Below are 25665 nucleotides of genomic sequence, written 5' to 3' on the forward strand. Positions count from 1 at the left end.
CCGCTGAACGGCGTCCCCGCCACACCCACTGTGACAATGACCGCGCCCGCGACGGTCTGCAGCCCATCCCAGAGCAGGCCCGACAGGGCGTCTTCCTTGCGCTGGCGTTCCGCTTCCGCCTTGACGTCATCGACGTATCCGGAGAACAGGGCCTGCCACCCGTCAGAGGCGACCTGCTGGTTCGTCCGGCAATACTCCAGCATCCCCCCGGTCAGCTCGGACAGGCGTCCGAGGGTGAGGTTGAAGCTTCCCGGGGTGTAGGAGCGTCCCTGCCCGACAGTCAGACTCCCCAGGTTCCCGACAACCCGGGTCAACTCCGCCACAAGGTTCTTCACCTGACCGAACCCGGGATCGGTGGCCTCATACGCCGCCCACGTCTCCTGCTGAGACTTCGCGATCGACCGCATCCGCTCGAAACCCTCCGCAGCGGCATCGGCCGCGCCAGCGCCCGCACCGTCCAACGCCACCAGATGCGACGCGCGAGCAGCAATCGACCGCAGATCGGCCGCGAACCCCCGCAACTGCCCAATGCCGGTATCAAGCTGAGCCAGATGCGCGTCGTACTCGTCGTTCACGAGCCGGAAATTCCCGTCCGTATCCACCTGAGAATACCCGTTCCAATACACGCCGATCGCGGTCTGGAACGTGGACAGGCACACCAACAGCGACTGCACGATCGGGACATGCACTTCCCGAATATACGCGCGCATCGCATCAGCACCCTGACCACTGATATTCCCCGAGGCCGCGAGTCTCTCAAGCCCCTGCAGGAGCGCGTCAAGGGCCTCACCCCGCTCCGCGAGACTCTTCTGCAACCCCGGAGACGACGCCTGCCACGAATCCGCAGAAAACTCCACCACACTCACTCGGACACCTCGCCACCCTGCGCATCCTGAGCGTGCTGCACTTCGATATTCACCCCGAGCTGGTCGAACTCGTTCGTGTCCGTCTGCGCCACCGCACCAGACGACGCGATGCGATCCCCTCCACCACTCGTCCCCGCCACGCGGGACGTGAGAGCGGACACCGTCCGAGTCTCCTCATGGAACCCGTCACGTATAACTCGTGTGTCTGAGCCCATCATCTTTCGCCTCCTCACCGTCTCGTTCAGTTCACGGCTCTCGCGTCAGCCTGCGCAGAACGTGCCGTGCCGAGTCTGCGTACGGGAAGCGGCTAGAAGCCGAAGCTCTGCGCATCCTGCGCGTCACGCTCAGCGATAGTGTCCGCATACTTGTTCAACTGCTCGTTGATGTTCACCAACAGCTCCTCGAACTTCTTCACGCTCTCAGACAGCTGGTCGTACTGCGCGAGATACGCCTGGAACGCCTGACCCTTCCACTGCTCAGCAATGGTCGAATTCATCTGGTTCACCTTCTGAATAGCCTGCTCGATCTCTTCCTTCGACCGGGTATACACCTCAGCCTGCTGCTTCAGTTCTTCCGGCGTCACACTAATCTGAGCCATGGAACGCTCCCTTTCGTAATATTGGCCGAGACGATAGCACGCCGCCAACACGCGAACAGGAGCCCCGGCAATCGTCACTGTGCATCCCCACACCTCGGCCAGGAACTACAAGCGGTGCTGCTGCCGGTAGCTCCATCGACATGCACGCACCTCGCTGCGATGACCGGTACGCAGATTCCCCGTCATTTCGGCGTTCCACTGGACGATTCAGTTGACTCCTGAGGCAGGGTGACGGTCGATCGCTGCCGGGGAGGGCACCCGTACTAGTGCCAAAGCCGTCTCGCGATAAAGTCCACCAGGACGTCGCCACTCAGGCACGAAGTGGAACGCCGATGGCGCAGACCACGAAGGGCCTAGTATCTCGGAGAACCCGATCGCGAACGGAACGAAACAAAGGCTTATGCAAAAACTCTTACACGCTCAACCTAGATTTCACCGACCTGCGCATTTGCGGCACTTAACCTGAATTTTACATAAGCCTTAATGTTCGGGCGGGAGTCCCTCGAGGGGCATAGATCGTAGCCGTATAAGCGTCGTCGAGATCGGGATGCGCGGGTGGCAATGAAGCATCTCCGAACCGTTATCCCGGAAGGAGAGGTTCAACGGTTGGGTCACCGACTGCGCTATGTACTGGGGCGCAGAGGCTTATTCAGAGCACACGATCCACGGCTTGGAAATCAGTGCTGATCAGCAGTATTCACTTCGACAGGACACGATATGTAGTCTTCGCCCTTCTCGGCGTCCACATCTCGAAGCGTCGCAACACCATCGAGTAATGCTGGTTTGACTGATCGGGAGTGCACGCTCTGGGAGTGCACGCTCGCTCGCCCCATTAGGACGTGGAGGAGTCGTCCGTACCGGGCTCCGCAACCTCCTCGCCGTCGGCGCCTGAGGCATCGCCGGTCACGTGCAGGTCTGTGTCCCCGGGGATGCTGAAATCGCTCAGGGGATCGAGGGGCTTCTTGTCCGAAGTGTCGTCGCTCATGCCTGCCACCCTACGAGCGTCCGACGAGGCGCTGCACTGCGGTGACCGGGATCGACAACCAGTCGGGCCGATTGCGTGCCTCGTAGATGGCTTCGTAGATCGCCTTGTCGAGCTCGAACGCGTCCAGGACGGCGCGGTGCGCGGTGACCGCGTCGCCCGCCCGCTCCGTGTACCCCTTGAGGAAGGCGGCCCGGCTGGCCGCCGCCCACGTTGCCCGGGAGGAGCCGGGCGAGGCCTTCTCGTGCGCTCCGGCCGCGTAGTCGAACGAGCGGAGCATCCCGGCCACGTCGCGCAGAGCAACGTCGGGCAGGAGCCGCTCCCGCATCGGCCGCAGCGGCTCGCCCTCGAAGTCCAGCAGCACCCAGCCGCGATCGGGCACCGAGAGGACCTGCCCGAGGTGGTAGTCCCCATGGATGCGCTGCAACCGTGGCCACGGCGCGCTCTCGGCCGCTTGGAACACCGCTTTGATCGCCTCTGCATCCTCCGCCACGACCGGAACCTCGGACGACGCGATCCGCAGCCGCCGCCGCATCGTCGCGACCATGCGTTCGATGACCTCGGGGGTGGTGTCCTCGGTCGGCAAGACATCGGCGAGCGTCGCGTGAACCTCGGCTGTGGCGCGCCCGAGCTCGCGGGCAGGGCCGGTGAAGTCGGAGTCGGCGGCGACGGCGTCCAGCGCGACGCGCCAGGCGTCCTGCACGCCGGGCAGAAACTCCTGGGCGAAGGCGAGGTGGCCTAAGGCGCGGCCGCTGTCCTCGCCCTCGTCGTTCCACTCGCCCATCACATTGCCGATCACGGGTGGCACGAGCGTGCTTCCGGCGGCCGTCAAGGCGGACTGGACGCTCACGTCGGGATTGGCGCCGTGGTGCAGCGCGCGGAAGATTTTCACGATCACGGGGGTGGCGTCCGTGCCGTCCGGCGCCGTGGTCCGCACGATGACGGAGGTGTTGGACTGCTCGCCGCTGAGCACCGCCGACGAGGCGAAGGCTCCGATCGTCGCTCCCGGCTGCCTGTGGCCCTCGGCGCGGGCCCCATCCTCTGCGTCGTCCGTCTCCGAGCGCCCGCCGTCAGCGATCATTCCGAGCAGAGCCCGCGCGAAGAAGGGATCGCGCGGTGCGTCATAGACCCAGCTCTCTTCATCGGAGTAGATCAGTGCGTCCTCGAGACCGGTGACCGCCGCGGCGTGCACCGTCACGGGCACCTGATAAAGGACAGGGCTGGTGCCCGCCCGGTCGAGGACGAGGTAGTCCACGATCTCGCCGCCGTTGGAGGGCAGGGTCCACGCCCCGCGTATCTCCAGCTCGGGGCGCCGCCCCTTGCTCGCGTACCACCTCTGATCCGCTACCCATGTGGCGATCCGGTCGATCGACAGGCCTGCGCTCATGCTCTTCCCTCCGTCGGCACCCCGAACCCTACGCGTCGCGATCGACCCCGAGAGAGGGCTTGCGGCGGGTGCCGCTTGTCGGGGCGCAGCCGCGCGTGCCCCGACCACTCCGTTGGTGGGCGGGGCACGCGGACGCTCAGACTGCGCGCAGCCAGGTCAGCTGCGAGTGCGGTTCGAGGATCAGGGGTGCGAGGTCGTCGTTGAAGACCGCTCCATAATCGGCCGAGATGTGCGCCTGGAACGCGTCCTCGTCGCGGTAGACCTCGTAGACGAAGAAGCGGGCGGGATTATCCTCACGGCGGTAGGGAGCGAACTCGATGTTCCCCGGCTCGTCCCGGACGAGCGTCGCGAGGTCGGCGATCATCCTCGCTACGCGATCCTCACTGCCAGGCTTCGCCGTGAACTCCGCGTACAGCACTCGAACTCCCGTTACTGCGCTCACGCGGTCGCCGCTCCCGTCATGATCGCGACGGCGTCCGTCATCGAGTGCGACTGCGGCGTGATGGTCGCCGCTTTCTTCCCGAGGCGCTGGATGTGGATCCGGTCCGCCACATCAAAGACTTGCGGCATGTTGTGGCTGATCAGGATCACCGGGATGCCGCGGTCGCGGAGATTGCGGACCAGCTGAAGCACCTGGTTCGACTCGCGGACGCCGAGAGCCGCGGTCGGCTCGTCGAGCACGACGACTTTCGAGCCGAAGGCGGCGGCGCGGGCGACCGCGACCGCCTGGCGCTGGCCACCGGAGAGGTTCTCGACCGGGACGGTCACATCCTGGAGCGTCGAGATGCCCAGCTCGGTGAGCTCGGCGCGCGCCTCCTTGCGCATTCCTGCGGTGTCCAGCATCCGGAACACGGAGCCCAGAATGCCCTTCTTGCGCCTCTCGCGCCCGAGGTAGAGGTTTGAGGCCACGTCCAGCGCGGGCGAGACCGCCAGGTTTTGGTAGACGGTCTCGATCCCCGCTCCGCGCGCGTCCTGCGGGCGCTTGAACGAGACGGGTTGCCCATCGAGGAAGAGTTCGCCCTCATCGGGAATCTCGGCGCCGGTGAGGCACTTGATCAGCGTGGACTTGCCCGCGCCGTTGTCGCCGATGATGGCCAGGACCTCGCCGGGGAAGAGTTCGAGGCTCACGCCGTCCAGTCCCACGACGCGGCCGAAGGTCTTGACGAGGCGTTTGGCCTGGAGGACGGGTGTGCGTACGGCGGCGGGAGCGGATCCCGCAGAGTCGATGAGGGTCACTTGCGAACCTTTCGGATCCACTGGTCGATGGAGACGGCGACGATGATGAGGACGCCCACTGCAAGGGTCTGGTAGAGGACGTCGAGCCCGGCGAGCGAGAGCCCATTGCGGAAGACGCCGACAATGAGAGCGCCGAGGAGGGTTCCCCAGACGGTGCCCCGACCGCCGAAGAGGCTGGTGCCGCCGATCACCACAGCGGTGATCGAGTCGAGGTTGAGGTCGGTTCCGGCGTTGGGGCTCGCCGCGTTGGTGCGGCCAATCTGGATCCAGGCGCCGATGGCGAGGATCGCGCCGGCGGCGAGGTAGACGCTCATCAGCACGCGGTTCACGCTGATGCCGGCGAGGCGGGCCGCCTCTTTGTCGTCGCCAACGGCATAGACGTGGCGGCCCCACGCGGTCTTGCCGAGGATGAACGCGACGATGACGTACAGCACGAGCATCAGCAGGACGCCGTAGCTAATCCGCACGCCGAGAATGTCGAAGGTGCCACCGGTGGAGGGGAGTAGGGCGGGCATGTCGGTGCCGCGGACCGTCGATCCGCTCGAGTAGAGCAGTGTCAGCGCCACAAAGATGTTCAGGGTGCCGAGGGTGACGATGAACGGGGGGAGCCGCAGCCGCGTGACCAGCAGGCCGTTGAAGGCGCCGGCGGCGAGGCCGACGATCAGACCCAGAAGCAGGGCGACGAGAGCCGGGAGGCCGTTCTGCGTCGCGGTCTGCGCGATGACCATGGAGGTCAGCACCATGACGGCGCCGACGGAGAGGTCGATGCCGGCGGTCAGGATGATTAGTGTCTGCGCCACGGCGAGGGTGCCCACGACCGCGACCTGCTGGGTAATGAGGGACAGGTTCGCCGGGGCGAGGAAGCGGTCGTTGAGCAGGCCGAAGACGATGATCGCCAGGACGAGGACGACTGCCGGGCTGACAGCGGGGTAACGGTGCAGAACTCCGCGGACGCGGTCGAGCGGCGTGCGGCGGTCGAGGAACTCGCTGGCGAGATCGAGTGCGGAGGTTGGCGGATTCGGGTCGGTCGTCTTCTGAGCCACGATGGCCTTTCTGGGTCGCTGGGAAGGTGAGGAGCGGGCGGGGCTCCGAGGCGCCCCGCCCGAGTGCGCTACTTGCCCCAGCAAATCCCGCTGGCGTCATCGGAGGTGATGCTGTCCAGGTTCGCGACCGGCGTGTCCGTCACGAGCGCCGATCCGGTGTCGAAGAAGTCCAGGCCCGCGCTGGTGCTCGGCTTGGTGCCGTCCTTGGCGAGCTGTGCGATCGCCTCGACGCCGAGCTGCGCCATCTTCACGGGGTACTGCTGCGCCGTGGCGCCGATGATCCCCTCTTTCACGTTCTTCACCCCGGCGCAGCCGCCGTCGATGGAGACGAGGAGGACGTCTTTCTCCTTGCCCGCGGCCTGGAGGGCCTGGTACGCGCCGTACGCGGCGGGCTCGTTGATCGTGTACACGACGTTGATGGCGGAGTTCTTCGACAGCAGTGTTTCCATCGCGGTCCGGCCGCCGTCCTCGGCGCCCTGAGTCGCCTCGTTGCCGACGATCTCGTAGTCGCCTCCGCTGTAGGCTCCGCTCTTCGCCTCATCGCCGTTGGCCTCTTTGTCCGCGACGTCGATGCCCATACCGGTCAAGAAACCCTGGTCGCGGTTGTAGTCGACCGAGACCACTTTGTCGTCGAAGAGGTCGAGCATCGCAATGGTCGCCTTCTTGCCGCCGAGCTGAGCGGCCGTCCACTGACCGATAGATTCTCCCGCGGTGAAGTTGTCGGTCGCAAAGGTAATGTCGACGGCGTCAGCGGGATCGGGAGCGGTGTCCAGGGCGATCACATAAAGACCGGCGTCGCGGGCCTTCTGAATGGCATCGACGACCGAGGGGCCATTCGGGGTAATCAGGATGCCCTTATCGCCCTTTGAGATGGCGTTCTCGATGGCCTGGATCTGAGTGTCTTCATCACCGTCTTCTTTGCCCGCGGCGAGTGTGAGGGTGACTCCGGCCGATGTCGCGGCTTCCTTGGCGCCGTCCTCCATAGCGACGAAGAACGGATTAGAGGTCGTCTTCACGATGAGCGTGACGCCGACGCCATCGCTGCTACCGGCGGGTGAGCCGGAGGTGCCGGACGCCGAGCACGCGGTCATGCCCAGTGCGGCGAGGACCGCGACCGAGCCAAGCCCGAGAGCACGGGTAAAGCGGGGGGATCGATTCGTCATTGAAAATCCTGTTCCTAGGGCGGGAGAGCACTCCCGACAACGATGTCATCGCCAGGTCTAGTGCGTTAAGAGCGCTAAGGTCAAGCGATCATTGAGAAAGAGAGCCATAACGTGACACCGTTGTCAGGAACCCGAGGAGAACCGGCACCCGGACGTCGGCCGACGATGAAGCATGTGGCGGCGCTCGCCGGAGTCGGGATCAAAACGGTTTCGCGCGTCATCAACGGCGAGCCGAACGTCTCGGCTGCGACGATCGAGCGGGTGCAGGCCGCAGCCCACCAGTTGCGCTACCAGCCTGATCTGCACGCCGGCAATCTGCGCCGCTCCAACGGCCGCACCGGCACCCTCGGCCTCCTGGTGGGCAGCGTCGCGAATCCCTTCTCCGGAGCGCTGCATCGGGCTGTCGAGGACTTCGCGAACGAGCGTGGCGTTGCGGTTTTTGCCTCGAGTCTCGATGACGATCCGGCGCGGGAGCGGTCCTCGGTGAACGCGTTCGTGGCCCGGCGTGTTGATGGTCTGATCCTCACCACGGTGGCCCCGAGTCAGGCGTACCTCGGTCTTGAGGTCGACCGCGGCACGCCGGCGGTGTTCATCGGCCGTGTCCCCACCGGGATTACCGCCGACGCGGTAATCACCGACAACGCCGCGGGAGTCGCGCGCGCCGTCGGTCACCTCGCCTCCTTCGGGCACCGGCGCATCGCCTTCGTCGGGGACCGGCCCGAGATCTTCACAGCCCGCGAGCGGGAGCGCGGCTTTCTGGAGGAGATGGGGCGGCTCGGTCTGTCAATCCTGCCCGGCTACGTACGGGGCGGCGCCCACAACGAGCAGGTCGCGGAGGAGGTGGCGAGCCGGCTCCTCGAACTCGAGACTCCACCGACCGCGATCATCGGCGGGCAGAATCTCATCACTATCGGCGTGCTCGCGGCCCTACGTCGCCGGCAGCTGCACGGGCGCATCGCGCTGATTGGCTTCGATGACATCCCGCTGGCGGAGTTGCTGCGCCCGGCGATCTCCGTCATTGCGCAGAATCCGTCGCTGATCGGGCGGACGGCGGCCGAGCGGGTATTCGCGCGACTCGACGGCGACAACCAGCCCGCCCGGACCTTCGTTATCCCGACGACTCTTCTCGCGCGGGGGTCCGCGGAGCTGCCCGTCAGCGAATGAACGACGCTCTCTGAGCTTTCGTTCCTCAGACCGCCTTTTCTCTCAGGTGATCTCCGCCAGACTTCCGTCCAATCCCGCCCGCGCCTTGAAGTGTCCGAAAGACACTCCATAAGTTGCCATTCACGATGACAACGTTGTCACCGCATCACACGCGCAACGAAGGGCGTCTTTTCATGCTGTCTCTTGTCAACTCGCCGCCAGCACGGCGTCGTAGCGGTCTCCTCGCCGCCGCCGCCGCTCTGTGCCTTGTCGGCGGAACGCTCAGTGTTCCCGCCGCCTCAGCGGCTCCTCTGGATGCCGCCTCCCAGAGCTATCGTCCGGCGATCCACTACTCGCCGACTCGGAACTGGATGAATGACCCTAATGGCCTCGTCTATTACAAAGGCGTCTATCACCTCTATTACCAGTACAACCCCGCCGGCACCCGGTGGGGCAACATGAGTTGGGGCCATGCGACCAGCACCGATCTGCTGCACTGGAGCGAGCAACCGCTCGCGATACCCGGTGACGCGGAGTCGGACATCTTTTCCGGCTCGATCGTCGTCGACCACGCCAATACCTCCGGCTTTGGCACCGCGGAGAATCCACCGCTCGTCGCGATGTACACCGCTGCGTACCGCACGGGGGAGCAGGCGCAGGCTCTTGCCTACAGCGTCGATGCAGGTCAGACGTGGACGAAGTACGAGGGCAACCCCGTTATTGATCGCGACTCGAAAAACTTCCGCGATCCGCACATGTTCTGGTATGACGGTGGCACGCCCGAAACGTCCTACTGGGTGGTCGCCACCGTGGAGGCGGCCGATCATCAGGTGCTGCTGTACAAGTCGTCGGACCTAAAGAACTGGACGTTCCTCAGTACCTTCGGCCCGGCGAATGCGACCGGCGGTGTCTGGGAATGCCCCGATCTGTTCCCGCTCGCGGTTGACGGAGATCCCGCGAACGTGAAGTGGGTGATGGTGGTCAACCTCAATCCGGGTGCCGTGGGCGGCGGATCAGGCGGTCAATACTTCGTCGGAGACTTCGACGGCACCACGTTCACCTCCGAGTCGACGGTCGGGGTGGACACTCTCCCCGAGGGCACTGTTCTCGCCGGCTTTGATGACGGCAGCTACAACGGCTGGACGGTCGCCAATGAACCGGGGAACGGGAAAAACGGACCCTTCGGAGCCACCCCCGCCGGCGGATCCATCGACGGGCAGCAGACCGTGACCGGCTTCTCGGGAGCCGGCCTCGTGAACAGCTTCACCGACGGCGACTATCCCGTCGGCACGGTGGAGTCGCCTGATTTCACGGTGACCGACGACTATCTCAACTTTCTCGTCGGCGGAGGACGTCATCCGCATGCCGACGGCACCCAGATCGCCAATGATCCACCGGCCGGGAGTGAGCTGCTTTTCGACGGGTTCGAGTTCCCCGACGGCCAGAGCCTCGCGGACACGGGCTGGAGCGTCACGGGGGACTTCAGTGACGGCACGAATCCCTCCACCAGCGGCGGCGAGTTTTTCCTCGGGCAGAAGCGCATCAATACCTTCGACGGCGGGCCCAAGGGCGACGACAATCTTGGCTCGATGACCTCACCCGCATTCACGATCGATAAGAGCCACCTCAGCATGCTCGTCGGCGGCGGTCGCCGGGATGCGGCGTCCGGGCAGACCCTCGAGGTGCGTCTGGTCATCGACGGCGAGGCGGTCGCATCGACCGCGGGGTCGAACGACGGTGCGCTCAACTGGAAGAGTTGGGATGTTTCCGCCTACCAGGGCAAGACCGCGACTCTCGTCGTTGAGGACAGTGCGACGGGCGGCTGGGGTCACCTGACGCTTGATCACGTCGTTCTCGCGGACAGTCCGGCGCAGGTGCGCTCTGCTGAGACCAGCGTGAACCTCGTCGTCGACGGGGAGGTCGTGCGCACGGCAACCGGCGGAGACAGCGAAAGCCTTGACTGGACCTCCTGGGACCTGCGCGATCTCGCCGGAAGTACGGCCCATGTGCAGATCGTCGACAACAACCGCTTCGGCTGGGGGCACATCCTCGCCGACCAGTTCATGCTCGCCGATCAGCCCGCACGCAGTCGCCTCGTCGATTATGACTGGCTCGACTGGGGACGTGACTACTACGCCGGAGTCACCTTCGACAACGCGCCCGAGGACAAGCGGATCATGATCGCGTGGATGAATAACTGGCAGTACGGAGAGGAGATCCCGACCGACCAGTGGCGCGGAGCGATGGCCCTGCCTCGCGAGCTGACTCTGCAGAGCATCGACGGAGCGCCGACCCTCGTGCAGAAGGTCGTCGATCAGACTGCCGGCCTCGAACGGACCGAGGATGCCTTCACGCTCGGCCGGAGCGATGTGACCGAGGGCGAGACCGCGCTCCCCACGGCCGCCGAGGGTAGCGTCTACAAGGTCGATGCCACCTTTAGCCCGGGCGACGCCGACTCGTTTGGCCTCTCCGTCCGCAACTCCGCCGACGGCAGCCAGCGCACGCCGATCACCTATGACGTCGCCTCCGGACAGTTGAGCCTCGACCGCACCCGCTCGGGCGCCGTCGGCTTCGACGCCGACTTCCCATCCGTGGAGACGGCTCCGGTCGCACTCCAGGACGGCCGGTTGCACCTGGAGCTCTACGTCGATACCGCCTCGGTCGAGACTTTCGTGCAGGGCGGAGTCGCGACCATCACCGATCAGATCTTCCCCGACGCAGCGAGCACCGGCATATCGCTCCTCTCCTCGGGAGGGACAGCGCGTGTGGAAAGCCTGACGGTCACCCCCTTGGACGCCGCGATGTTCACTGACTTGGCCACGGTCGTGTCGCTGACCCCGACGGGGTCAGCGCAGACGGTCGAGACTGGGGCGACGATCACCGGTGCTGGCGTGCGAGCGGTCAACGCTGCCGGAACGCCGGTCGCAGACGCCGATGTCGACTTCACGGTGGACGGGCCGGCGCACTTCGCTGACGGCAGCACTGTGGCACGGGCGAGGACCGGAGCCGATGGCACCGCGTCCCTGCCCGCGGCCACCGCTGGCCCCAAGGCGGGCACCGTCTCGATCACCGCGGCGGTGGGTGAGGTCCGGCAGGCATTGCCCGCGATCACGGTCGTCGCTCCGGCCAGCGTGGTGGATGTCGACGTCTCGATCACGAGCGTGAAACGCAACGGAAAGGTGGTGCTGACGGCCACCGCGGTGAACACCAGCACGAGCGCGGTCACGCTGCGCCTCGCGACGCCGTTCGGTGCGCTCCGGGTGACCTCGTTAGCCGAGGGGCAGACGAAGAAGGTCACCGTGGACACCCGTCTCGCGACGGTGCCTGGCGGATTCTTCCGAGTGACGGCGACGGCCGCCGATGGCACCCGGCAGAGTTATCGGGTCGCTTACGCAGGCTCCGGCAAGTAGCTGCGGAACGAGGAGGGGGTGGTAGTTCCGTCTGCGGAATCACCACCCCTTCCTCGTGCTCAGTGGAGCCCGAGTACGTCGAGGATCCACGCGTACTCGAAGGCCGTCTCTCGCCAGCGCTCGTAGCGCCCGCTCACACCGCCGTGGCCAGCCGACATCTCGGTGCGGAGGAGGGCTGGAGCGCCGACTTCGCGCAGCCGAGCGACCCACTTGGCCGGCTCGACGTAGAGCACGCGTGTGTCGTTCAGGCTCGTCGTTGCCAGGATCCGCGGATATTGCACACCCTTCCGCACGTTCTCGTACGGCGAGTACGACTTCATGTAGGCGTATACCTCGGCGTCGTGCAGCGGGTCGCCCCACTCGTCCCACTCGATTACCGTCAGCGGCAGCGATGGGTCGAGGATTGAGGTCAGTGCATCGACGAACGGGACCTGCGCGAGGATGCCGGCGAATGACTCTGGGGCGAGATTGGCGACCGCGCCCATTAGCAGGCCGCCGGCGGAGCCGCCCTGGGCGACCAGCCGCTCCCGAGTGCTGAAGCCCGACTCGATAAGGTGCTGCGCTGCTGCGACGAAGTCGGTGAAGGTCGTGCGCTTGGCGAGCGTTTTCCCGTTCTCGTACCAGGAGCGCCCCATTTCGCCGCCGCCGCGGACGTGCGCGATGGCGAAGACGACTCCGCGGTCCAGCAGTGAGAGACGCGAGATCGAGAAGCCGGGATCAATGCTCACTTCGTACGAGCCGTAGCCGTAGAGCAGGAGGGGAGCGGGCGCCGCGTCGGGGTCGGCCGCGTCCCGGCGCCACACTAGCGAGAGCGGAATCCGCGTGCCGTCCTCCGCCACCGCCCATTCGCGCCGCTGCACATAACGCTCGGGATCGTAGTCGCCCAGCACCGGCTGCTGCTTGAGGACCGTCCGCTCGCCCGTCGCGACATCGAGTGCGAGCACGGTCGACGGCGTGACGAACGACGTGTAGGCGACGCGGAGCGACGTCTGCTCCCACTCCGGATTACCGGCGAGACCGGCGTCGTACAGCGGCTCCTCGAAGAGGAACTCCTCGAGACGGGCTTCGTCGCCCTCCTCGCGGAGGAGGCCGAGGCGGGTCGCTCCCTCAGAACGGTAGGACACGACCACGTGCCCGGCGAAGGCGTCCACGCCCTCAATGCGGCGACCCTCCTGGTGCGGGATGACGACGCGGCGCTGACGGGCGCGGGCATCGGCGTCGAGGGCGAGATCGGCCGGCTCCTCAACGATCTCGAAGTCGAGGGCGCCGTCATTGTGCACAATCAGGAGGCGTTCGCGCCCGTCGAGGACGGCGTGCTCCACGTCGTACTCCACGCCCTCACGGCGCGGCCACACGGAGCGGAAGTCGCCGGTCGGATCGCTCGCGTCCAGCAGCAGGCATTCGCTGGTGATCTTGCTGCCGATCTCGATGACGAGAAAGCGCCGGCTGCGGGTCAGGCCCACGCCGATCCAATAGCGCTCGTCTGGCTCGGCGAACACGACCTCGTCCGCGGCGGAATCGGTGCCGACCGCGTGGCGCCAGATCGTATCGGGACGCCACGATTCATCCACGGTCGGGTAAAAGACGAAGCGCGCGTCGGCGCCGAAAGTCGCTCCACCGCCCGTGCCTTCGACGACATCGGGAAGGTCCTCGCCGGTGGCGAGATCGCGGATGCGCAGGGTGTAGCGCTCGTCGCCGTCGACGTCGGTGCCAAAGAGCAGGTAGCGCCCGTCGGCCGAGACGTCGAAGCTGCCGAGCGAGAAGAAGTCGTGACCGTCCGCCTCCGTGTTCCCATCGAGCACGACCTCCTCGCCGTCGAGCGGACCGCCCTCGGCGATGGAGGGTGGAGTCCAGTCGTGCGGTCCGGTGATGGGCGCCCGGCAGTGCACCGCATATTGGCGTCCCTCGTATGAGCGTGAGAAGTACCACCAGTCACCCTCGCGCACCGGGACCGACAGGTCGGTCTCCTTCGTCCGCGAGCGGATCTCCTCGAAAAGCCTCTCGCGCAGCGGCACCAGCGGAGCGAGCGCAGCCTCGGTGTAGGCGTTTTCCGCCTCGAGGTGCGCGATGACGTCCGGGTTGTCCTTCTGCCGCAGCCACTCGTACTCGTCCACGAACAGATCGCCGTGATGGCGGCGTTCGAGGGGGACACGGCGGGCGATCGGGGCAACGGGCGCGGTCATCCCTCCACCCTAGGGCGAGGCGCGCTCGCGGGCGCCGGGTGCCCGCCCCGGGCCGGACGCGGCCACAATGGAGCATGGCCAGCGGTACGCAGAACGAATCGGCGACGTCCACGACGAATGGTGGTCGCAGAGTCCAGATCGAGGTCGAGCGCACGTACGACGTGGGCGCCGAGACGCAACTGCCAGACGTCACCGGCGCCGGTTCCGTTGCCGCGATCCGAGAAGAGGAGCCCGTCACCCTCCGTGCCGAGTACTTCGACACCGCCGACCGCGCACTCTCGCGGGCCCGAATCACTCTCCGCCGGCGCGAGGGCGGCGTGGATCAGGGCTGGCATGTCAAGCTGCCAGGCTCGGCCGGCCGAACCGAGATCCACGTGGCATTGACTGAGTCGCGGACCGCGCCCTCCGCCGTCCGTGATGCCGTCCTCGGCCACGTCGGCCACGCGCCGTTGGAGCCGCTCGCGCTGCTCGAGACGGTCCGTTCCATCACTCGGGCCTTCGACGCCAACGGCCGGCAGCTGGCCGAAATCGCCGACGACCTCGTGATCGCCCACGACGAGCGCACGGGCCGCGAGCGCCGCTGGCGCGAGTGGGAGGTCGAGTTGGTCGAGGTCGCGGGGGAGGAGGGCGAGGCCGTGCTCGACGCGATCGAGCAACGCTTGCGTACGGTGGGCGCTCGCACCGCCGCCAGTGCCTCGAAGCTCGCGCGAGCCACCGGCGGCCCGCTTGACGACACAGTTGCGGAGCCGCGGGACGGCGGGGAGGCAGCGCTCGCCGCGGTCCACGTCCTCGTCCGCGAGCTCCGCGCCGTCGATCCGCGCGTTCGCTTGGGCGCCGACGACGCTCTGCACCGGATGCGCGTGCTCACCCGGCGTCTGCGCTCCGTCCTCGCCGCATCCCGCTCCGTGCTCGACCGGGCCGCGACCGACCCGCTGCGCGACGAATTGCGCTGGCTCGGTGGCGTCTTCGGTGCCGCGCGCGACCAGGAGGTGCTTGGTCGTCGTCTGCGCACCGCCGTCGATGGCGCCCCGAGCCGTCCGTCCGCCCTCCTCGACGCGATCGAGCGGAGGTATGCCGCGGCGCTGGACCACATCGCTCGCACCCTGCGCAGCGAGCGCTACTTGGCGCTGCTCGCCTCGCTCGACGCGTTGCGTGCCGAGCCGCCGCGCACGACGGCGGCCGTGTCGAGCGTGAAGAAGCTGGTCCGCCGCTCCCTCACGAAGGACCTCACGCGGATCGCCGCCGCTCGCGCGGCTGCGAAGAGCGGCTCGCTCGAGGCGCGGCACGACCTGCGAAAGGCGGCGAAACGCCTCCGTTACACGGTCGAGGCCTGGCGAACGGTGGCGCCTGCGGCCATCGGAGCGCGTCGTCGCTCGCTGGCGAAGGCGGGCGAGGCGCTGGCCGATGCGCTGGGGGAGGAGCGCGATGCGCTCGCCGCGCGCGAGCTGATCCTGCGCGAGGGCGACCGCAGCGGCGAGGGCGCGTTCGCGCTCGGGGTGATCCTCGCCGAGGAATCGCATCGAGCCCAGCGAGCGGCGAGGTCCGCACGGAAGGCGCTAGGGCACCTGGAGTCACTGTCAAGCTCACCGACCGGTCACAGACACGAAACGCACGGCGGATAATGTGAATCATGCCTTCTGTCCGTGCTCTGCAGCCACCGCTCCTGCGCCCGCGCCACTTCGACCGCGACGATGTCGTGGTGCACGCTGGCCTGTTCTCGCTGGTGAACTCGAGTACGACACCGCGCGCGGCGTGGACCGAAGACCTAATCGCCCTCGGCGAGGTGCTGGATGCGGCCGAGTTCCCGTACCGACTGATCCGCGGTAACAACGGCTCGCCCTTCCTCGCGGTCGACCGCGTCCTCGGCGCCGAACTCGCGACTCTGCTCGCCCGCGCCTTCGCGACCGAGCCCTTCTACGCGAAGACGATCGATAAGCGGGGCACGCCGGCGCAGTTGCTCGCGGAAGGCGTGCTCGCCCCGTACCCGCGTGCCTCGGTGTTCAAGCTCTTCCGTCCGCGCGTCTCCTCGACCGGCTCCCTCCGCTATGGCGCCCGCAGCGGCGTCCGGCTCGAGCTGTGGAAGGTGGGCGAGGAAGAGATCATCACTCCCGCCGAGAATGCCCTGATGCGCAATAGTCTCCCCGTCGCCGAGGCCATCGACGCCCACGTCGAGGCGTACGGCCGCACCTGGCCGACGTTCGAGGGCATGTTCGAGCCGTTGGTCAGCGATATCCGCTTCGATATCGACATCGTCTTCTCGTGGGTCGACGGCACCGACCTCGAATTCCAGCGAGCTCGGGCTGCGCGCCTGGCCAGTTACGTCGTCGGTGAGGGCGACGACGCCCCGGCGCGCTTCCGCCAGATCGACGAGCTGAAGTACGCCCTGCGCAGCGTCTACATGTACGCGCCGTGGATCCGGCGCATCTATATCGTCACCGACTCCCCGCGCCCGCGCTGGCTCGACGAGCACCCGGACGTGACGCTCGTGCGCAGCGAGGACCACTTCCGCGACCTGTCGGTGTTACCCACCCACAATTCGCACGCGGTCGAGAGCCAGCTGCACCGCATCCCGGGACTGGCCGAGCACTTCCTCTACTCCAATGACGACATGTTCTTCGGGCGCCCCGTCGACCCGTCGATCTTTTTCTCGCCCGGAGGCATCACGAAATTCATCGAGGCGACCACGCGCATCGGGATGGGCGACTCTAACGCCTCCCGCAGCGGCTTCGAGAATGCCGCTCGTGTCAACCGCCGCCTGCTGCGCGAGCGCTTCGGAGCGATGACGACGAGGCACCTGGAGCACGCGGCCACTCCACTGCGCAAGAGCGTGATGGCCGAACTCGAGGCGGAGTTCGAGCCCGAGTTCACCGCCACGGCCGCGAGCCGCTTCCGTTCGGCGAGCGATGTGTCCGTGACCAACTCGCTGTACCACTACTACGCGCTGATGACCGGCCGTGCGGTCGTGCAAGAGAATGCGGCCGTCAAGTACGTCGACACGACGATGCACCAGGGTGTGAAGGACATGCGCAAGCTTCTGAAGAATCGCGGCGTCGACTTCTTCTGCCTGAACGACGGCAGCTTTCCCGAGATTTCGGCGGAGGCACGCACCAAGGCGGTCATCGGCTTCCTTGAGGAGTACTATCCGATCCCGGCACCGTGGGAGCGCGCGGACTGAGCCGACTCCCGCGCCATCTGCAGGCTCCCGTGCGTTGTGCCGGCTCTGGTGCGATGTGCAGGCTCTGGTGCGTTGTGCAGGCTCTGGTGCGATGTGCAGGCTCTGGTGCGATGTGCAGGGTCGCGTGCGATTCGCAGGAGTTCCCGCCCCGACTCGTGAATTGACGCGGCGGAGAACGCTCTCAGCGCGAGAACCCCTGCAGATCGCACCAGGGCCTGCACATCGCACGCGGGCCTGCAGATCGCACGGATCTCGCAGACAGGGAGCGCCTGACGATGGCGCGCGGGCCGACGGAGCGCTACTACGCGCTCACGGCCGTGCGCTCGACGAGCGGCGGGTATAGTGCCTCGGCCTGCTCGAGCGGAGCCGCGCTCGCCGCCGCAATCTCGACGCCGTGCTCCGCGAGGATGCGCTGCGTCTCGACAGCCGAGACATACGAGACCTCCGTGGACGCGCCGATCGGTACAACCGAGTGCAGCACCGTGCCGTCGTAGACGTGGATCAGGTTGAACGCCTGGGCGCCGTTGCGGGCACGCGTCCCGCCCACCGCCACATTCAGGTCCTGCGTGTAGCACGTGGCCGACGCGACCGAGACCGGGATGCCCGCGAACATCGCGGTGGACGAGTAGTGCAGGTGACCGGCGATGATGCTGCGGACATCCGAGCCTTCGAGCACCTCGGCCAGCGCGGGCTGATCCCGCAACTCCACGAGCACCGAGAGGTCGAGCACGCTGGGGACCGGCGGATGGTGCAGGGCCAAGATCGTGCCGTGCGGCGCTGGGCTCGAGAGCTCTTCCGCGAGCCAGTCGAGCTGGGCGCTCGAGATTTCGCCGTGGTGGGCGCCCGGCACCGTGGAGTCGAGCGCGATGATCCGCAGGCCGTTGACGTCGTGCACCCGGTCGATGGGCTGGGAGGTGGGCAGCTGGTCGAGCAGGCCGGCGCGGAAGGCTCCACGGTCGTCGTGATTGCCCATCACCCAGACCACCTCGGCGCCCAACCGCTCGGCCGCGGGCTCGACGATCGCGCGGAGCTTGGCGTACGCCTCCGGCGCGCCCTTATCGGCGAGGTCACCCGTGATGACAATCGCCTCCGGACGGCCGCCGGACTCCTCGACCTCGTCGAAGAGGAGGCGCAACTGGGCCTCGCTATCGACGTCCGATCCATAGAGACCGCCGTCACCCGCGATGAAGTGGGTGTCGCTGAGGTGAAGAATGAAGTGGTGGGGCCGGGGGTATTCGGCCTGGCGGAGGGACATGATCCTCGGGTTCCACGATCGGCGGGGCCGGATCGAGCGACCCGGCGTCGGTACTTGCGAACTGTGTCAGCGGAGGTAACCCCGCTTCAACCAGACCATCATTGCGGGATGAACGTGCGGCCAACACCGACTGGCGCGTCATTGAACGCTTCTCCCAGGTTGAGGGCGCGGCCTACCCGGCTGCTCGACCGCCTCAGAGTCGGCCGAGCAGGCGCGCGTAGAAGTCGACGGCCCGCTCGAACTGGTCGACCTCGATCGACTCGTCGACCCCGTGGACCCCGATCTGGTGCCGCGGACTGATCTCGAAGGGGAGGAAGCGATAGACGTTGTCGCTGATGGCGTGGAAGTGTCGGGCGTCGCTGCCCCCGGTCTGCACGTAAGGGGCGACGACCGCTTCCGGGAACGACTCCTGCACCACGTCGTGCAGGACGTCGTACGGCCCGCCGTCGCCGGGCGTGCCGGTGGGGGAGACGGGGGAAGGGTCGTGCGCGACCTTGATGGACACCTCGACCTCGGGATCGTCGATGACCGCGCGGATGCGCTCGACCACTCCCGCGACGGTGCCGCCCGGGTTGATCCGCACATTTGCCGTGGCGCTGGCGCGAGAGGCGAGCACGTTCGCCCCGGTGCTCCCGCGCAGCTCCGTGATCGCGACCGTCGTGCGCAGCATCGCGGCTGAGCGGTGTGAGTGCGCTGCGAGAGCGCCGATGACGGCGTCCGGATGCTCGTGCGGGCGGGAATACCAGAGCGCGTGGGCGGGATCGGCGTGTGTGGACGCAGCGCGCACCAGTTCGGCGATCGGCTCCGGCAGAGTGGAGGGGAACGGAGTCTCGGTGAGTCGGTGGATCGCGCGCGCGAGTCGCTGAGTGGCGAGGAGTTCGGGAGGCGGGGGTGGCGCTGAGGCGTGTCCACCGACAGCGCGGCAGGTCAGCTCGAGGTTCATGATCCCGCGCTCGGTCACGCCGATCACCGCGATCGGACCCGTCACGCCGGGCAGCATTCCGTGTCGGACGCTGCCGCCCTCATCCAGCACGAAGCGCGGGCGGACGCCGCGAGCGGCCAGGAGCGCCACCACGGCAGGCGCCCCATCGCCGGCGGTCTCCTCGTTATGCGTGGAGAGGAGGTAGATGTCGTGGCGCGGACGCTCGCCGCGCAGGACCGCCGCCTCGACCGCCTCGAGGAGCGCCACGAGGGAGCCTTTGTCATCCAGCGCACCGCGCGCCACCACGGAGGTGCGGCCGTCGGCGCCGACGACGGTCTCGGCCGCGAAAGGGGGGTGTGACCACTCCGACGCGGTGACGCTGACCACGTCGTAGTGCGCCATCAGCACGGCGGGCTCGCCCGGCTCCTGGCCGCGCCAGCGCCAGAGAAGGGAGTGGCCGGCGACGGTCTCGAACTCAAGGGCGGCGTGGAGAGCGGGGTAAAGTTCGGCCACGAGATCCCGGAACGCGTGGAAGCGACTCCAGTCGGTCGCCGCCTCGTTCGTGTTCGAGATCGTGTTGACCCGCAGCAGGGCCTGGAAGCGCTCGAGCGCGGTCGTTGTCACCGGGCAAGCCTACGACGGCTATCGCAAGCCCCTGTCCGTGCGGCGCACGGTATGTACAAGCATTACGCGGGTTCTGCGTCGTCCCGCCGCCCTCGATCAGCGCCGGCGTCGCGGCGGATGCACAGAGCGGCGATTCGACGACCGCGAGGGGACATAAGTATAAGGACGTGCCCCGAAAGGGGAGAGAACTGCGGCATCTCGTTCTGCGAAGCACATGAAGGCGTTGGGGAGTGTCGGAAACACGGTCGGCTGAATCAGTGGTCACTGTGCGCCTCTTCCGATCGCATCGACTGTGACGCCGTTGTCGGTTGCGCTTGGCGCGACCGTCTGCGGTGAATCAACCCGTGGTACTTTCTTTCTTGCGGAGGTCTTATACCCCACTTCTCCCGGTGTGTCGTCCGCGACCTTTCGAGGAGTCGAATTCACCGAAATATTCCCGATATCGATGTTATCCAGAGCGTCCGGACGCACTCGACGCCCTGAGCAATGAGGAGCCCCACCCCATGACGGCACAGATCATCGACGCGAACGATCTCGACGAACTCCGGCGGGTGGCCCAGGAACTCCGAGAAGGGGCGACCGTCATCGCTCAAACCGACACGAATTACGGTGTCTTCTGCAGTCCGTTCTCGCGCAGCGCGTGTACCCGTCTCTACGACATGAAGAAGCGCGACGGAGCCAAGCCGCTCACGCTCTTCCTCTCGTCCCCCATCGACTGGGTGACCTGGGCTTTCGCTCCCGGCGCCGCCGATATGGTCGCCGTCGCGACGGCATTCTGGCCGGGGCCCCTCAACGTGATCCTCCGCAAGAAGCCGGTTGTGCCCGACTGGGTCACGTCAGGCCAGGACACTGTGTCTGTCGTGCACAACCTGAGCGCCCCGATCAACCACCTCTCGATATTCGCGGGTCTGCCCCTCGCGGCGACGTCCGCGAACATCAGCGGCACCGTCGCATCCGGCCTCGTCGACTTCGATCTCGCGGTCGAGCACCTCGGTCGCAAGTGTGACTACATCGTCCGGAGCGCGAATGCCTCCGATTCGACGATGAGTAGCACCATCGTCTCGTTGGTCGATGGCGCCTCCATCGTCCGCCAGGGCGACCTGAGCGCGAAGGCACTGCGCAGTGTCGTCCCGTCCCTTGTCTGACGGCCTCCCTTCGACTGCCGGGTCGACGCGGAGGGCCATTGCTCTCATCACGACCTACCGGATCGTGTCCCGCGCCTATTTCCACGTGCCCGTGGTCGCTGTTTTCCTTCTCGCGCGCGGGTATTCGATCCTCTCCGTCGCGGCACTCCTCGCGCTCTACGGGCTCGTCGCGGCGCTTGCCGATGGTCCCCTCTCGCCTCTAACAAGCCGACTCTCCTCCGCTGGAGCGCTCGTGCTCGGCGAGAGCCTGAAAATACTCGGGCTGCTCGTTCTCGTTCTGGACGCCGATCCGGTTGCGGTCGTGATGAGCCAGTTCCTTGCAGGCTGTGGCTTCGCATTGACCGCCGGACGCGATGCCGCCCTTGCCTCGTCCCTGCGTGCGGGCGCCGATGCGAGACGGCAAGAGACGACTGTGCAGAGCGGCATGTTCCTCGCCTCGTTCGGCGCCGGAGTCGTTGGGGCTAGCACTCTGGCCCTCTGGGACAGGCTGCCGTTTCTCCTGAGCGCGCTCGTCTCGTGCTGTGCTCTAGCCGTGGTGCTCGCGTCTCGGCTGACGCTTCGCAGGAAGGTCTCCTTCGGAGCTCGCGCCCGGTCGTTGCGCCCTCTCGGCGTGCCGGCGGCGGTCCGTTTCTGGTCGCTTTACTACTCACTCAACCGCGCTGTCCTCCTCGCCACGTACACCTTCGTCGTCCCGTTGCTCTTGTTCACCGAGTTCCGGCTGTCCCTGCCCACCTTTGGACTCGTCCTGGGCCTCTACACTCTGGCCGGTCTTGCCGCGGCGCGTCTCTCGCCGCGGATCGCAGGCACGCCCCTGGTATTCCGGCTGACGGCGTTCACGCAGATCATCGGCCTTTCTGTGCTGACCCTCGGAGACTTCGGTGCCGCAGTGGCCGGTCTGGCGCTCCTCGGTATCGCGGGCGGATTCGTGCGACCGGCGACAATGATCGCCCTCGCGCCGGCAATGGAGGAGCTCGACGACACTGCTCGAGTGGCGGTGATGAGAGGGCTTGAGAGGCATCAGGGAATTCTCCAGGCAATCCTTCTCCTGGGGGCGGGGATGCTCGTCCCTCTCGCTGGCACGGCTCGACCGACACTGATTCTCTTCGTCGTCCTCGCGGTCATTGCGCAGACGATCGGAGCTCTCTTCCTCAAGCGAGTAGAGAAAAGGACAAGCGCACTGACTGGAATGTCAGAACGCTGAAGATTCCGCCGTGCGTCGTCTCAGGTGACCGATTATCTACCGCGACGAGAGGAGTAATGAAGCCCACTTTTCCATTTTCCGGTCCAGAGAGAAATGCTTCCGCCCTCGCCGGAGCGCCGCGACGCGTCCTGTCACCGCGTCATCGATCCGTCACGAAGGGCCCGCGCCGCCTCGCGTGCACTGACCCTCTGCGACGGACCAACGGGGGGAGCTGCGGCACGTGACACCGCGGCTGCCCGTGGAAGGCCGTCCGCTAGGCTTCGGCTCGGCCGTGGCCGCGGCGTTGTCGGACATGACGAAAGGGAGAGAATGAGCAGCACGACGGTGATCGAATGGCGTGAGCAGGTTTCTGCGGAGGCGGTGGATGCGCTCTCCGCTCCCGGTGGACTGGTCGTCAGCGCGACGAAGGTCGGCTATATCCTGATGGCGACCGATGCGGCGGGTCTCGAGCGCAAGTTCTCGGCCAAGCAGCGCAACCGTAATAAGCCCGGAGTTCTTCTCTGCTCGAGCATCGAGCAACTCACCGAACTCGCCGAGCTGAACGACGAAATCCTCGCGTTCTACCAGAAGCACTGGGACCAGGACATCCTGCTCGGCTGCATCCTGCCGTGGAAGGCCGAAGCCGTCGACATGATCGACGAGGACGCCCGCGAGCTGGTCCGCGACCGCCGTGGCACGAGCTGCTTCGTCATCCGCTTTGGCCGCCCCTCCGAGCAGATCGTGTCGACGCTGTGGGAGCGCGACCGCACCCTGGTTTTCGCCAGTTCCGCTAACCCCTCGGGCGTAGGCAACCGGGGCCGCGTCGCGAATATCGGGGAGCGGATCGAGAGCGAGGCCGACCTGATCGTCGCCGCTGACGGCTACGTCTCGTCCATCCAGCCGGACAAGGATGAAGACTCACGCCACGAGCAGGGCGTCATGGTCTCGATGGTCGACGCGTCGGGCGCGCTCATCCCCGTGCAGGGCGGCGAGCGCTCGATTACGCCGGGACCGGTGCTGATTCGTCGCGGCCTGGACTACGACCGCATCATGCTCAACCTCTCGGAGCAGTTCAACTCCTGGGACTACCGCCAGGGCGAGTACTACTGAATCGCTGAGCGGATCACGGACAGCGGCCGGGCCGGGGGTGCACCCCCGGCCCGGCCGCTGCCGTCTTCAAAGGCGCTTAGAGTTCGAGCGAGTCGCCCGGTTCGAGCGCGTGGTACTCCCCGCCGCCCTCGCGAACGGCCCAGCCGAGGCGGTCGTGCCCGAGCGCTCGCCCGGCCTCCGAGAGCACCTGCTCGTGCGTCGCGAAGGCGTGCCTCGGCGCGATCTCCAGGACGTAGTCCATTGCCTCCGCCATCTTCATCCACGGGGCGCCGGACGGTGCAGCCAGGACCTCGACATCGACGCCCTGGGGCACCGTGAAGGAGTCGCCCGCGTAGTAGACGCGTCCATTGACCAGGACACCGACGTTGTCGATGACGGGAATGCTGCTGTGGATCACCGCGTGCCGCGAGCCGAAGAAGCGCAGCTCGAAGGGTCCAACCGTCACGACGTCGCCGTCGGCGACCGTCTCGACGTCGAAGCCCTCAGCGGCCGCGGCAACCCCGGCCGGTCCGAGGATGCGCAGCGACGGGGAGGCGGCGCGCACTCGCTCTAGGTGCTCAGGGGTCCAGTGGTCGGCATGCTCGTGGGTCAGCACCACGGCGACGGTCTCTCCGCTCCCCTCGAAGGGGCGGGTGAAGGAGCCTGGGTCGATGACCAGGCGTGCGCCCGCGTGATCGATGAGGAGGGTCGCGTGCTCGAGTTTGGTCAGTCTCATGTCCTCGAGCCAAGCGGCTCGGCGGTCCCCGGGCAAGGCCCGGGATCGGCGAGCAGACCGGCCCTGCGCGGCTCACAATTGCACACGTGCGGGGAAAGTTGCATTCGTGCAATTCGGTGTGCCACACTCTTCGAGTTGCAAAAACGCGGCCCCATCGTTTAGCGGCCTAGGACGTCGCCCTCTCACGGCGGTAACGCGGGTTCAAATCCCGCTGGGGTCACCACGGCAACACGAGAAGAACCCCCGGTCAGCCCGGGGGTTCTTCTCGTTTCACGGCGATCCCGCTTCGACGCCGGGCGACGGAACGCGGCCGGATCGACGCTAAGATCGCATCCGCGAAGGGGAGTATCCCGACCTTTCCGCTCCCGTCAGTACGCACCGCCCCTGCGCGGCGCCGGGGGTGGGACGGGTGATGCGGACGAGGCACGTGCCGTCCGCTCCCCGGGGAGAGACTTTCGGCCCCTCACCCACTCGGAAGGCCCCCATGCTTGATCTGCCCGTCTGGTTCGTGATCGGCTCGTTCGTCGTGCTGAGCCTGATCCTCGCCGCCGACCTGCTTCTGGTCTACCGCCGCCCGCACGTGCCGAGCCTGCGGGAGTCGGGTCTGTGGGTCGGCTTCTACGTCGCCCTCGCTCTGGTGTTCGCGCTACTGATGCTGCTCCTGGGTGGCGGCGAGACGGCCGGTCAGTTCGTCGCCGGCTGGCTGACCGAGTACAGCCTGTCGATCGACAACCTGTTCGTCTTCGTCATCATCATGGGGCGCTTCGCTGTGCCGGCCAAGCTGCAGCAGGAGGTGCTGATGGTGGGGATCATCATCGCGCTGATCCTCCGCGGCGTGTTCATCCTTTTGGGCGCGCAGCTCATCGAGAGCTTTAGCTGGATCTTCTACCTCTTCGGCGCGTTCCTCGTCTATACCGCCTGGAACCAGGCGTTCGGCAAGGAGGACGAGAACGAGGGCACGGACAACCTGCTCATCCGCCTCCTGCGTCGCCGGGTGAAGATCTCCGACTCCTTCGACGGCTCGAGGATTCGCACGACGATTGACGGCGCCCGCTACTTCACGCCGATGCTGATCGTGTTCCTCGCGATCGGATCGACGGATCTGCTCTTCGCACTGGATTCGATTCCGGCGATCTTCGGCATCACTGAGAGCCCGTTCATCGTGTTCACGGCGAATATCTTCGCTCTGATGGGGCTCCGCCAGCTCTACTTCCTGCTCGGCGGGCTGATCGAGAAGCTCGACTACCTCAAGTACGGGATCGCCTTCATCCTCGCTTTCATCGGCGTGAAGCTCGTGCTGCACGCTCTGCACGAGAACGATCTCCCGTTCCTCAACGGAGGCGAGCCAGTGCCCGTCTGGGACATCGACACGATCACGTCGCTGGTGGTCATCGTGCTGAGCATGACCGTCGCCACGCTCGCGAGCCTGGCGAAGATGCGCCGTGAGCACCAGCACATCGAGCTCCATGACGGGCACCCGGAGGTGGTCTCGGATGACGCGGGATCCGCCGCCGAGGGGAAATGAGCC

21 protein-coding genes and 1 tRNA gene are annotated in these 25665 nt (G+C 66.6%); 9 read left to right on the plus strand and 13 right to left on the minus strand.

Annotation, left to right across the window (positions count from 1 at the left end):
* The 9 genes from B0H03_RS09580 to B0H03_RS09610 form a co-directional block, all read right to left on the minus strand.
* On the minus strand, window positions 1-866 hold an 866-nt coding region (locus tag B0H03_RS09580; RefSeq protein ID WP_133248942.1), incomplete at its 3' end, for a T7SS effector LXG polymorphic toxin.
* Window positions 863-1027 carry a hypothetical protein gene (locus B0H03_RS16580; RefSeq protein WP_160487321.1) on the minus strand — a complete coding sequence of 55 codons (165 nt, stop codon included), beginning with the start codon at window positions 1025-1027 and terminating at the stop codon, window positions 863-865. The genes B0H03_RS09580 and B0H03_RS16580, both read right to left, overlap by 4 nt.
* Before the next feature lie 146 nt (window positions 1028-1173).
* Window positions 1174-1464, minus strand: coding sequence for a WXG100 family type VII secretion target (locus tag B0H03_RS09585; RefSeq protein ID WP_104264452.1), 291 nt, complete (start codon window positions 1462-1464; stop codon window positions 1174-1176).
* 832 nt (window positions 1465-2296) lie between these two features.
* A complete protein-coding gene (locus B0H03_RS16585; RefSeq protein WP_160487322.1) occupies window positions 2297-2449 on the minus strand; it encodes a hypothetical protein in 153 nt (50 codons plus the stop codon).
* A 10-nt stretch (window positions 2450-2459) separates the two neighbouring features.
* Window positions 2460-3833, minus strand: coding sequence for a maltokinase N-terminal cap-like domain-containing protein (locus tag B0H03_RS09590; protein ID WP_104264453.1), 1374 nt, complete (start codon window positions 3831-3833; stop codon window positions 2460-2462).
* 136 nt (window positions 3834-3969) lie between these two features.
* Window positions 3970-4275 carry a putative quinol monooxygenase gene (locus B0H03_RS09595; protein WP_104264454.1) on the minus strand — a complete coding sequence of 102 codons (306 nt, stop codon included), beginning with the start codon at window positions 4273-4275 and terminating at the stop codon, window positions 3970-3972.
* Window positions 4272-5069 carry an ATP-binding cassette domain-containing protein gene (locus tag B0H03_RS09600; protein WP_104264455.1) on the minus strand — a complete coding sequence of 266 codons (798 nt, stop codon included), beginning with the start codon at window positions 5067-5069 and terminating at the stop codon, window positions 4272-4274. Before B0H03_RS09600 ends, B0H03_RS09595 begins: the two co-directional genes overlap by 4 nt.
* Window positions 5066-6112, minus strand: a complete 1047-nt coding sequence (locus B0H03_RS09605) for an ABC transporter permease (protein ID WP_104264456.1) — start codon at window positions 6110-6112, stop codon at window positions 5066-5068. Before B0H03_RS09605 ends, B0H03_RS09600 begins: the two co-directional genes overlap by 4 nt.
* 68 nt (window positions 6113-6180) lie before the next feature.
* Window positions 6181-7275: a substrate-binding domain-containing protein gene (locus B0H03_RS09610; protein ID WP_104264457.1), complete on the minus strand. Its 1095-nt coding sequence runs from the start codon at window positions 7273-7275 to the stop codon at window positions 6181-6183.
* Window positions 7276-7386: 111 nt separating this feature from the next.
* Here B0H03_RS09610 and B0H03_RS09615 point away from each other — a divergent pair, with 111 nt between their 5' ends.
* Together B0H03_RS09615 and B0H03_RS09620 are read left to right on the plus strand one after the other, a co-directional pair.
* The gene (locus B0H03_RS09615; protein ID WP_419956910.1) at window positions 7387-8439 is read left to right on the plus strand and encodes a LacI family DNA-binding transcriptional regulator; all 1053 of its coding nucleotides are present in this window, start codon (window positions 7387-7389) and stop codon (window positions 8437-8439) included.
* Window positions 8440-8612: 173 nt separating this feature from the next.
* Window positions 8613-11828 (plus strand): GH32 C-terminal domain-containing protein, encoded by a 3216-nt coding sequence (locus tag B0H03_RS09620; RefSeq protein ID WP_104264459.1) that lies wholly within the window; start codon window positions 8613-8615, stop codon window positions 11826-11828.
* A 59-nt stretch (window positions 11829-11887) separates the two neighbouring features.
* Here B0H03_RS09620 and B0H03_RS09625 read toward each other — a convergent pair whose 3' ends face one another.
* Complete coding sequence (locus tag B0H03_RS09625) at window positions 11888-14011, minus strand: S9 family peptidase (RefSeq protein ID WP_104264460.1); 2124 nt, start codon at window positions 14009-14011, stop codon at window positions 11888-11890.
* Window positions 14012-14085: 74 nt separating this feature from the next.
* On the opposite strand from B0H03_RS09625, the gene B0H03_RS09630 reads away from it, so the two are divergent.
* Together B0H03_RS09630 and B0H03_RS09635 are read left to right on the plus strand one after the other, a co-directional pair.
* Window positions 14086-15633: a CYTH and CHAD domain-containing protein gene (locus B0H03_RS09630; protein ID WP_104264461.1), complete on the plus strand. Its 1548-nt coding sequence runs from the start codon at window positions 14086-14088 to the stop codon at window positions 15631-15633.
* Between the two features lie 8 nt (window positions 15634-15641).
* Window positions 15642-17186 (plus strand): stealth family protein, encoded by a 1545-nt coding sequence (locus B0H03_RS09635; protein WP_104264462.1) that lies wholly within the window; start codon window positions 15642-15644, stop codon window positions 17184-17186.
* A 301-nt stretch (window positions 17187-17487) separates the two neighbouring features.
* Here B0H03_RS09635 and B0H03_RS09640 read toward each other — a convergent pair whose 3' ends face one another.
* A complete protein-coding gene (locus tag B0H03_RS09640; protein WP_104264463.1) occupies window positions 17488-18441 on the minus strand; it encodes a phosphodiesterase in 954 nt (317 codons plus the stop codon).
* Window positions 18442-18634: 193 nt separating this feature from the next.
* Window positions 18635-19987 carry a M20/M25/M40 family metallo-hydrolase gene (locus B0H03_RS09645; RefSeq protein ID WP_104264464.1) on the minus strand — a complete coding sequence of 451 codons (1353 nt, stop codon included), beginning with the start codon at window positions 19985-19987 and terminating at the stop codon, window positions 18635-18637.
* 503 nt (window positions 19988-20490) lie between these two features.
* Between B0H03_RS09645 and B0H03_RS09650 the strand changes: the two genes are divergently transcribed.
* The 3 genes from B0H03_RS09650 to B0H03_RS09660 all read left to right on the plus strand — a co-directional run bounded on the left by B0H03_RS09650 (window position 20491) and on the right by B0H03_RS09660 (window position 23422).
* Window positions 20491-21132, plus strand: coding sequence for an L-threonylcarbamoyladenylate synthase (locus B0H03_RS09650; protein WP_104264465.1), 642 nt, complete (start codon window positions 20491-20493; stop codon window positions 21130-21132).
* Window positions 21110-22333 (plus strand): MFS transporter, encoded by a 1224-nt coding sequence (locus tag B0H03_RS09655; RefSeq protein ID WP_127843921.1) that lies wholly within the window; start codon window positions 21110-21112, stop codon window positions 22331-22333. Before B0H03_RS09650 ends, B0H03_RS09655 begins: the two co-directional genes overlap by 23 nt.
* 309 nt (window positions 22334-22642) lie before the next feature.
* Window positions 22643-23422 (plus strand): L-threonylcarbamoyladenylate synthase, encoded by a 780-nt coding sequence (locus B0H03_RS09660; RefSeq protein WP_104264467.1) that lies wholly within the window; start codon window positions 22643-22645, stop codon window positions 23420-23422.
* 76 nt (window positions 23423-23498) lie between these two features.
* Here the strand turns inward: B0H03_RS09660 and B0H03_RS09665 are convergent, their stop codons facing one another.
* A complete protein-coding gene (locus B0H03_RS09665) occupies window positions 23499-24137 on the minus strand; it encodes an MBL fold metallo-hydrolase (RefSeq protein ID WP_104264468.1) in 639 nt (212 codons plus the stop codon).
* A gap of 147 nt (window positions 24138-24284) precedes the next feature.
* On the opposite strand from B0H03_RS09665, the gene B0H03_RS09670 reads away from it, so the two are divergent.
* Window positions 24285-24360: transfer RNA gene (locus B0H03_RS09670), tRNA-Glu, on the plus strand.
* Window positions 24361-24621: 261 nt separating this feature from the next.
* On the plus strand, window positions 24622-25662 hold the full coding sequence (locus B0H03_RS09675; protein ID WP_104264469.1) for a TerC family protein: 1041 nt from the start codon (window positions 24622-24624) through the stop codon (window positions 25660-25662).
* The last annotated feature ends 3 nt before the right edge of the window (window positions 25663-25665 follow it).

This window comes from Rathayibacter iranicus NCPPB 2253 = VKM Ac-1602 (genome assembly GCF_003149025.1).
Taxonomy (GTDB): Bacteria; Actinomycetota; Actinomycetes; order Actinomycetales; family Microbacteriaceae; genus Rathayibacter; species Rathayibacter iranicus.

What these genes read in the sequence shown, in the direction of transcription:
- B0H03_RS09585 (WP_104264452.1), bottom strand. Translation starts at nt 1,464, where the DNA reads ATGGCTCAGATTAGTGTGACGCCGGAAGAACTGAAGCAGCAGGCTGAG.
- B0H03_RS16585 (WP_160487322.1), bottom strand. Translation starts at nt 2,449, where the DNA reads ATGAGCGACGACACTTCGGACAAGAAGCCCCTCGATCCCCTGAGCGAT.
- B0H03_RS09590 (WP_104264453.1), bottom strand. Translation starts at nt 3,833, where the DNA reads ATGAGCGCAGGCCTGTCGATCGACCGGATCGCCACATGGGTAGCGGAT.
- B0H03_RS09610 (WP_104264457.1), bottom strand. Translation starts at nt 7,275, where the DNA reads ATGACGAATCGATCCCCCCGCTTTACCCGTGCTCTCGGGCTTGGCTCG.
- B0H03_RS09620 (WP_104264459.1), top strand. Translation starts at nt 8,613, where the DNA reads ATGCTGTCTCTTGTCAACTCGCCGCCAGCACGGCGTCGTAGCGGTCTC.
- B0H03_RS09625 (WP_104264460.1), bottom strand. Translation starts at nt 14,011, where the DNA reads ATGACCGCGCCCGTTGCCCCGATCGCCCGCCGTGTCCCCCTCGAACGC.
- B0H03_RS09630 (WP_104264461.1), top strand. Translation starts at nt 14,086, where the DNA reads ATGGCCAGCGGTACGCAGAACGAATCGGCGACGTCCACGACGAATGGT.
- B0H03_RS09635 (WP_104264462.1), top strand. Translation starts at nt 15,642, where the DNA reads ATGCCTTCTGTCCGTGCTCTGCAGCCACCGCTCCTGCGCCCGCGCCAC.
- B0H03_RS09640 (WP_104264463.1), bottom strand. Translation starts at nt 18,441, where the DNA reads ATGTCCCTCCGCCAGGCCGAATACCCCCGGCCCCACCACTTCATTCTT.
- B0H03_RS09650 (WP_104264465.1), top strand. Translation starts at nt 20,491, where the DNA reads ATGACGGCACAGATCATCGACGCGAACGATCTCGACGAACTCCGGCGG.
- B0H03_RS09660 (WP_104264467.1), top strand. Translation starts at nt 22,643, where the DNA reads ATGAGCAGCACGACGGTGATCGAATGGCGTGAGCAGGTTTCTGCGGAG.
- B0H03_RS09665 (WP_104264468.1), bottom strand. Translation starts at nt 24,137, where the DNA reads ATGAGACTGACCAAACTCGAGCACGCGACCCTCCTCATCGATCACGCG.
- B0H03_RS09675 (WP_104264469.1), top strand. Translation starts at nt 24,622, where the DNA reads ATGCTTGATCTGCCCGTCTGGTTCGTGATCGGCTCGTTCGTCGTGCTG.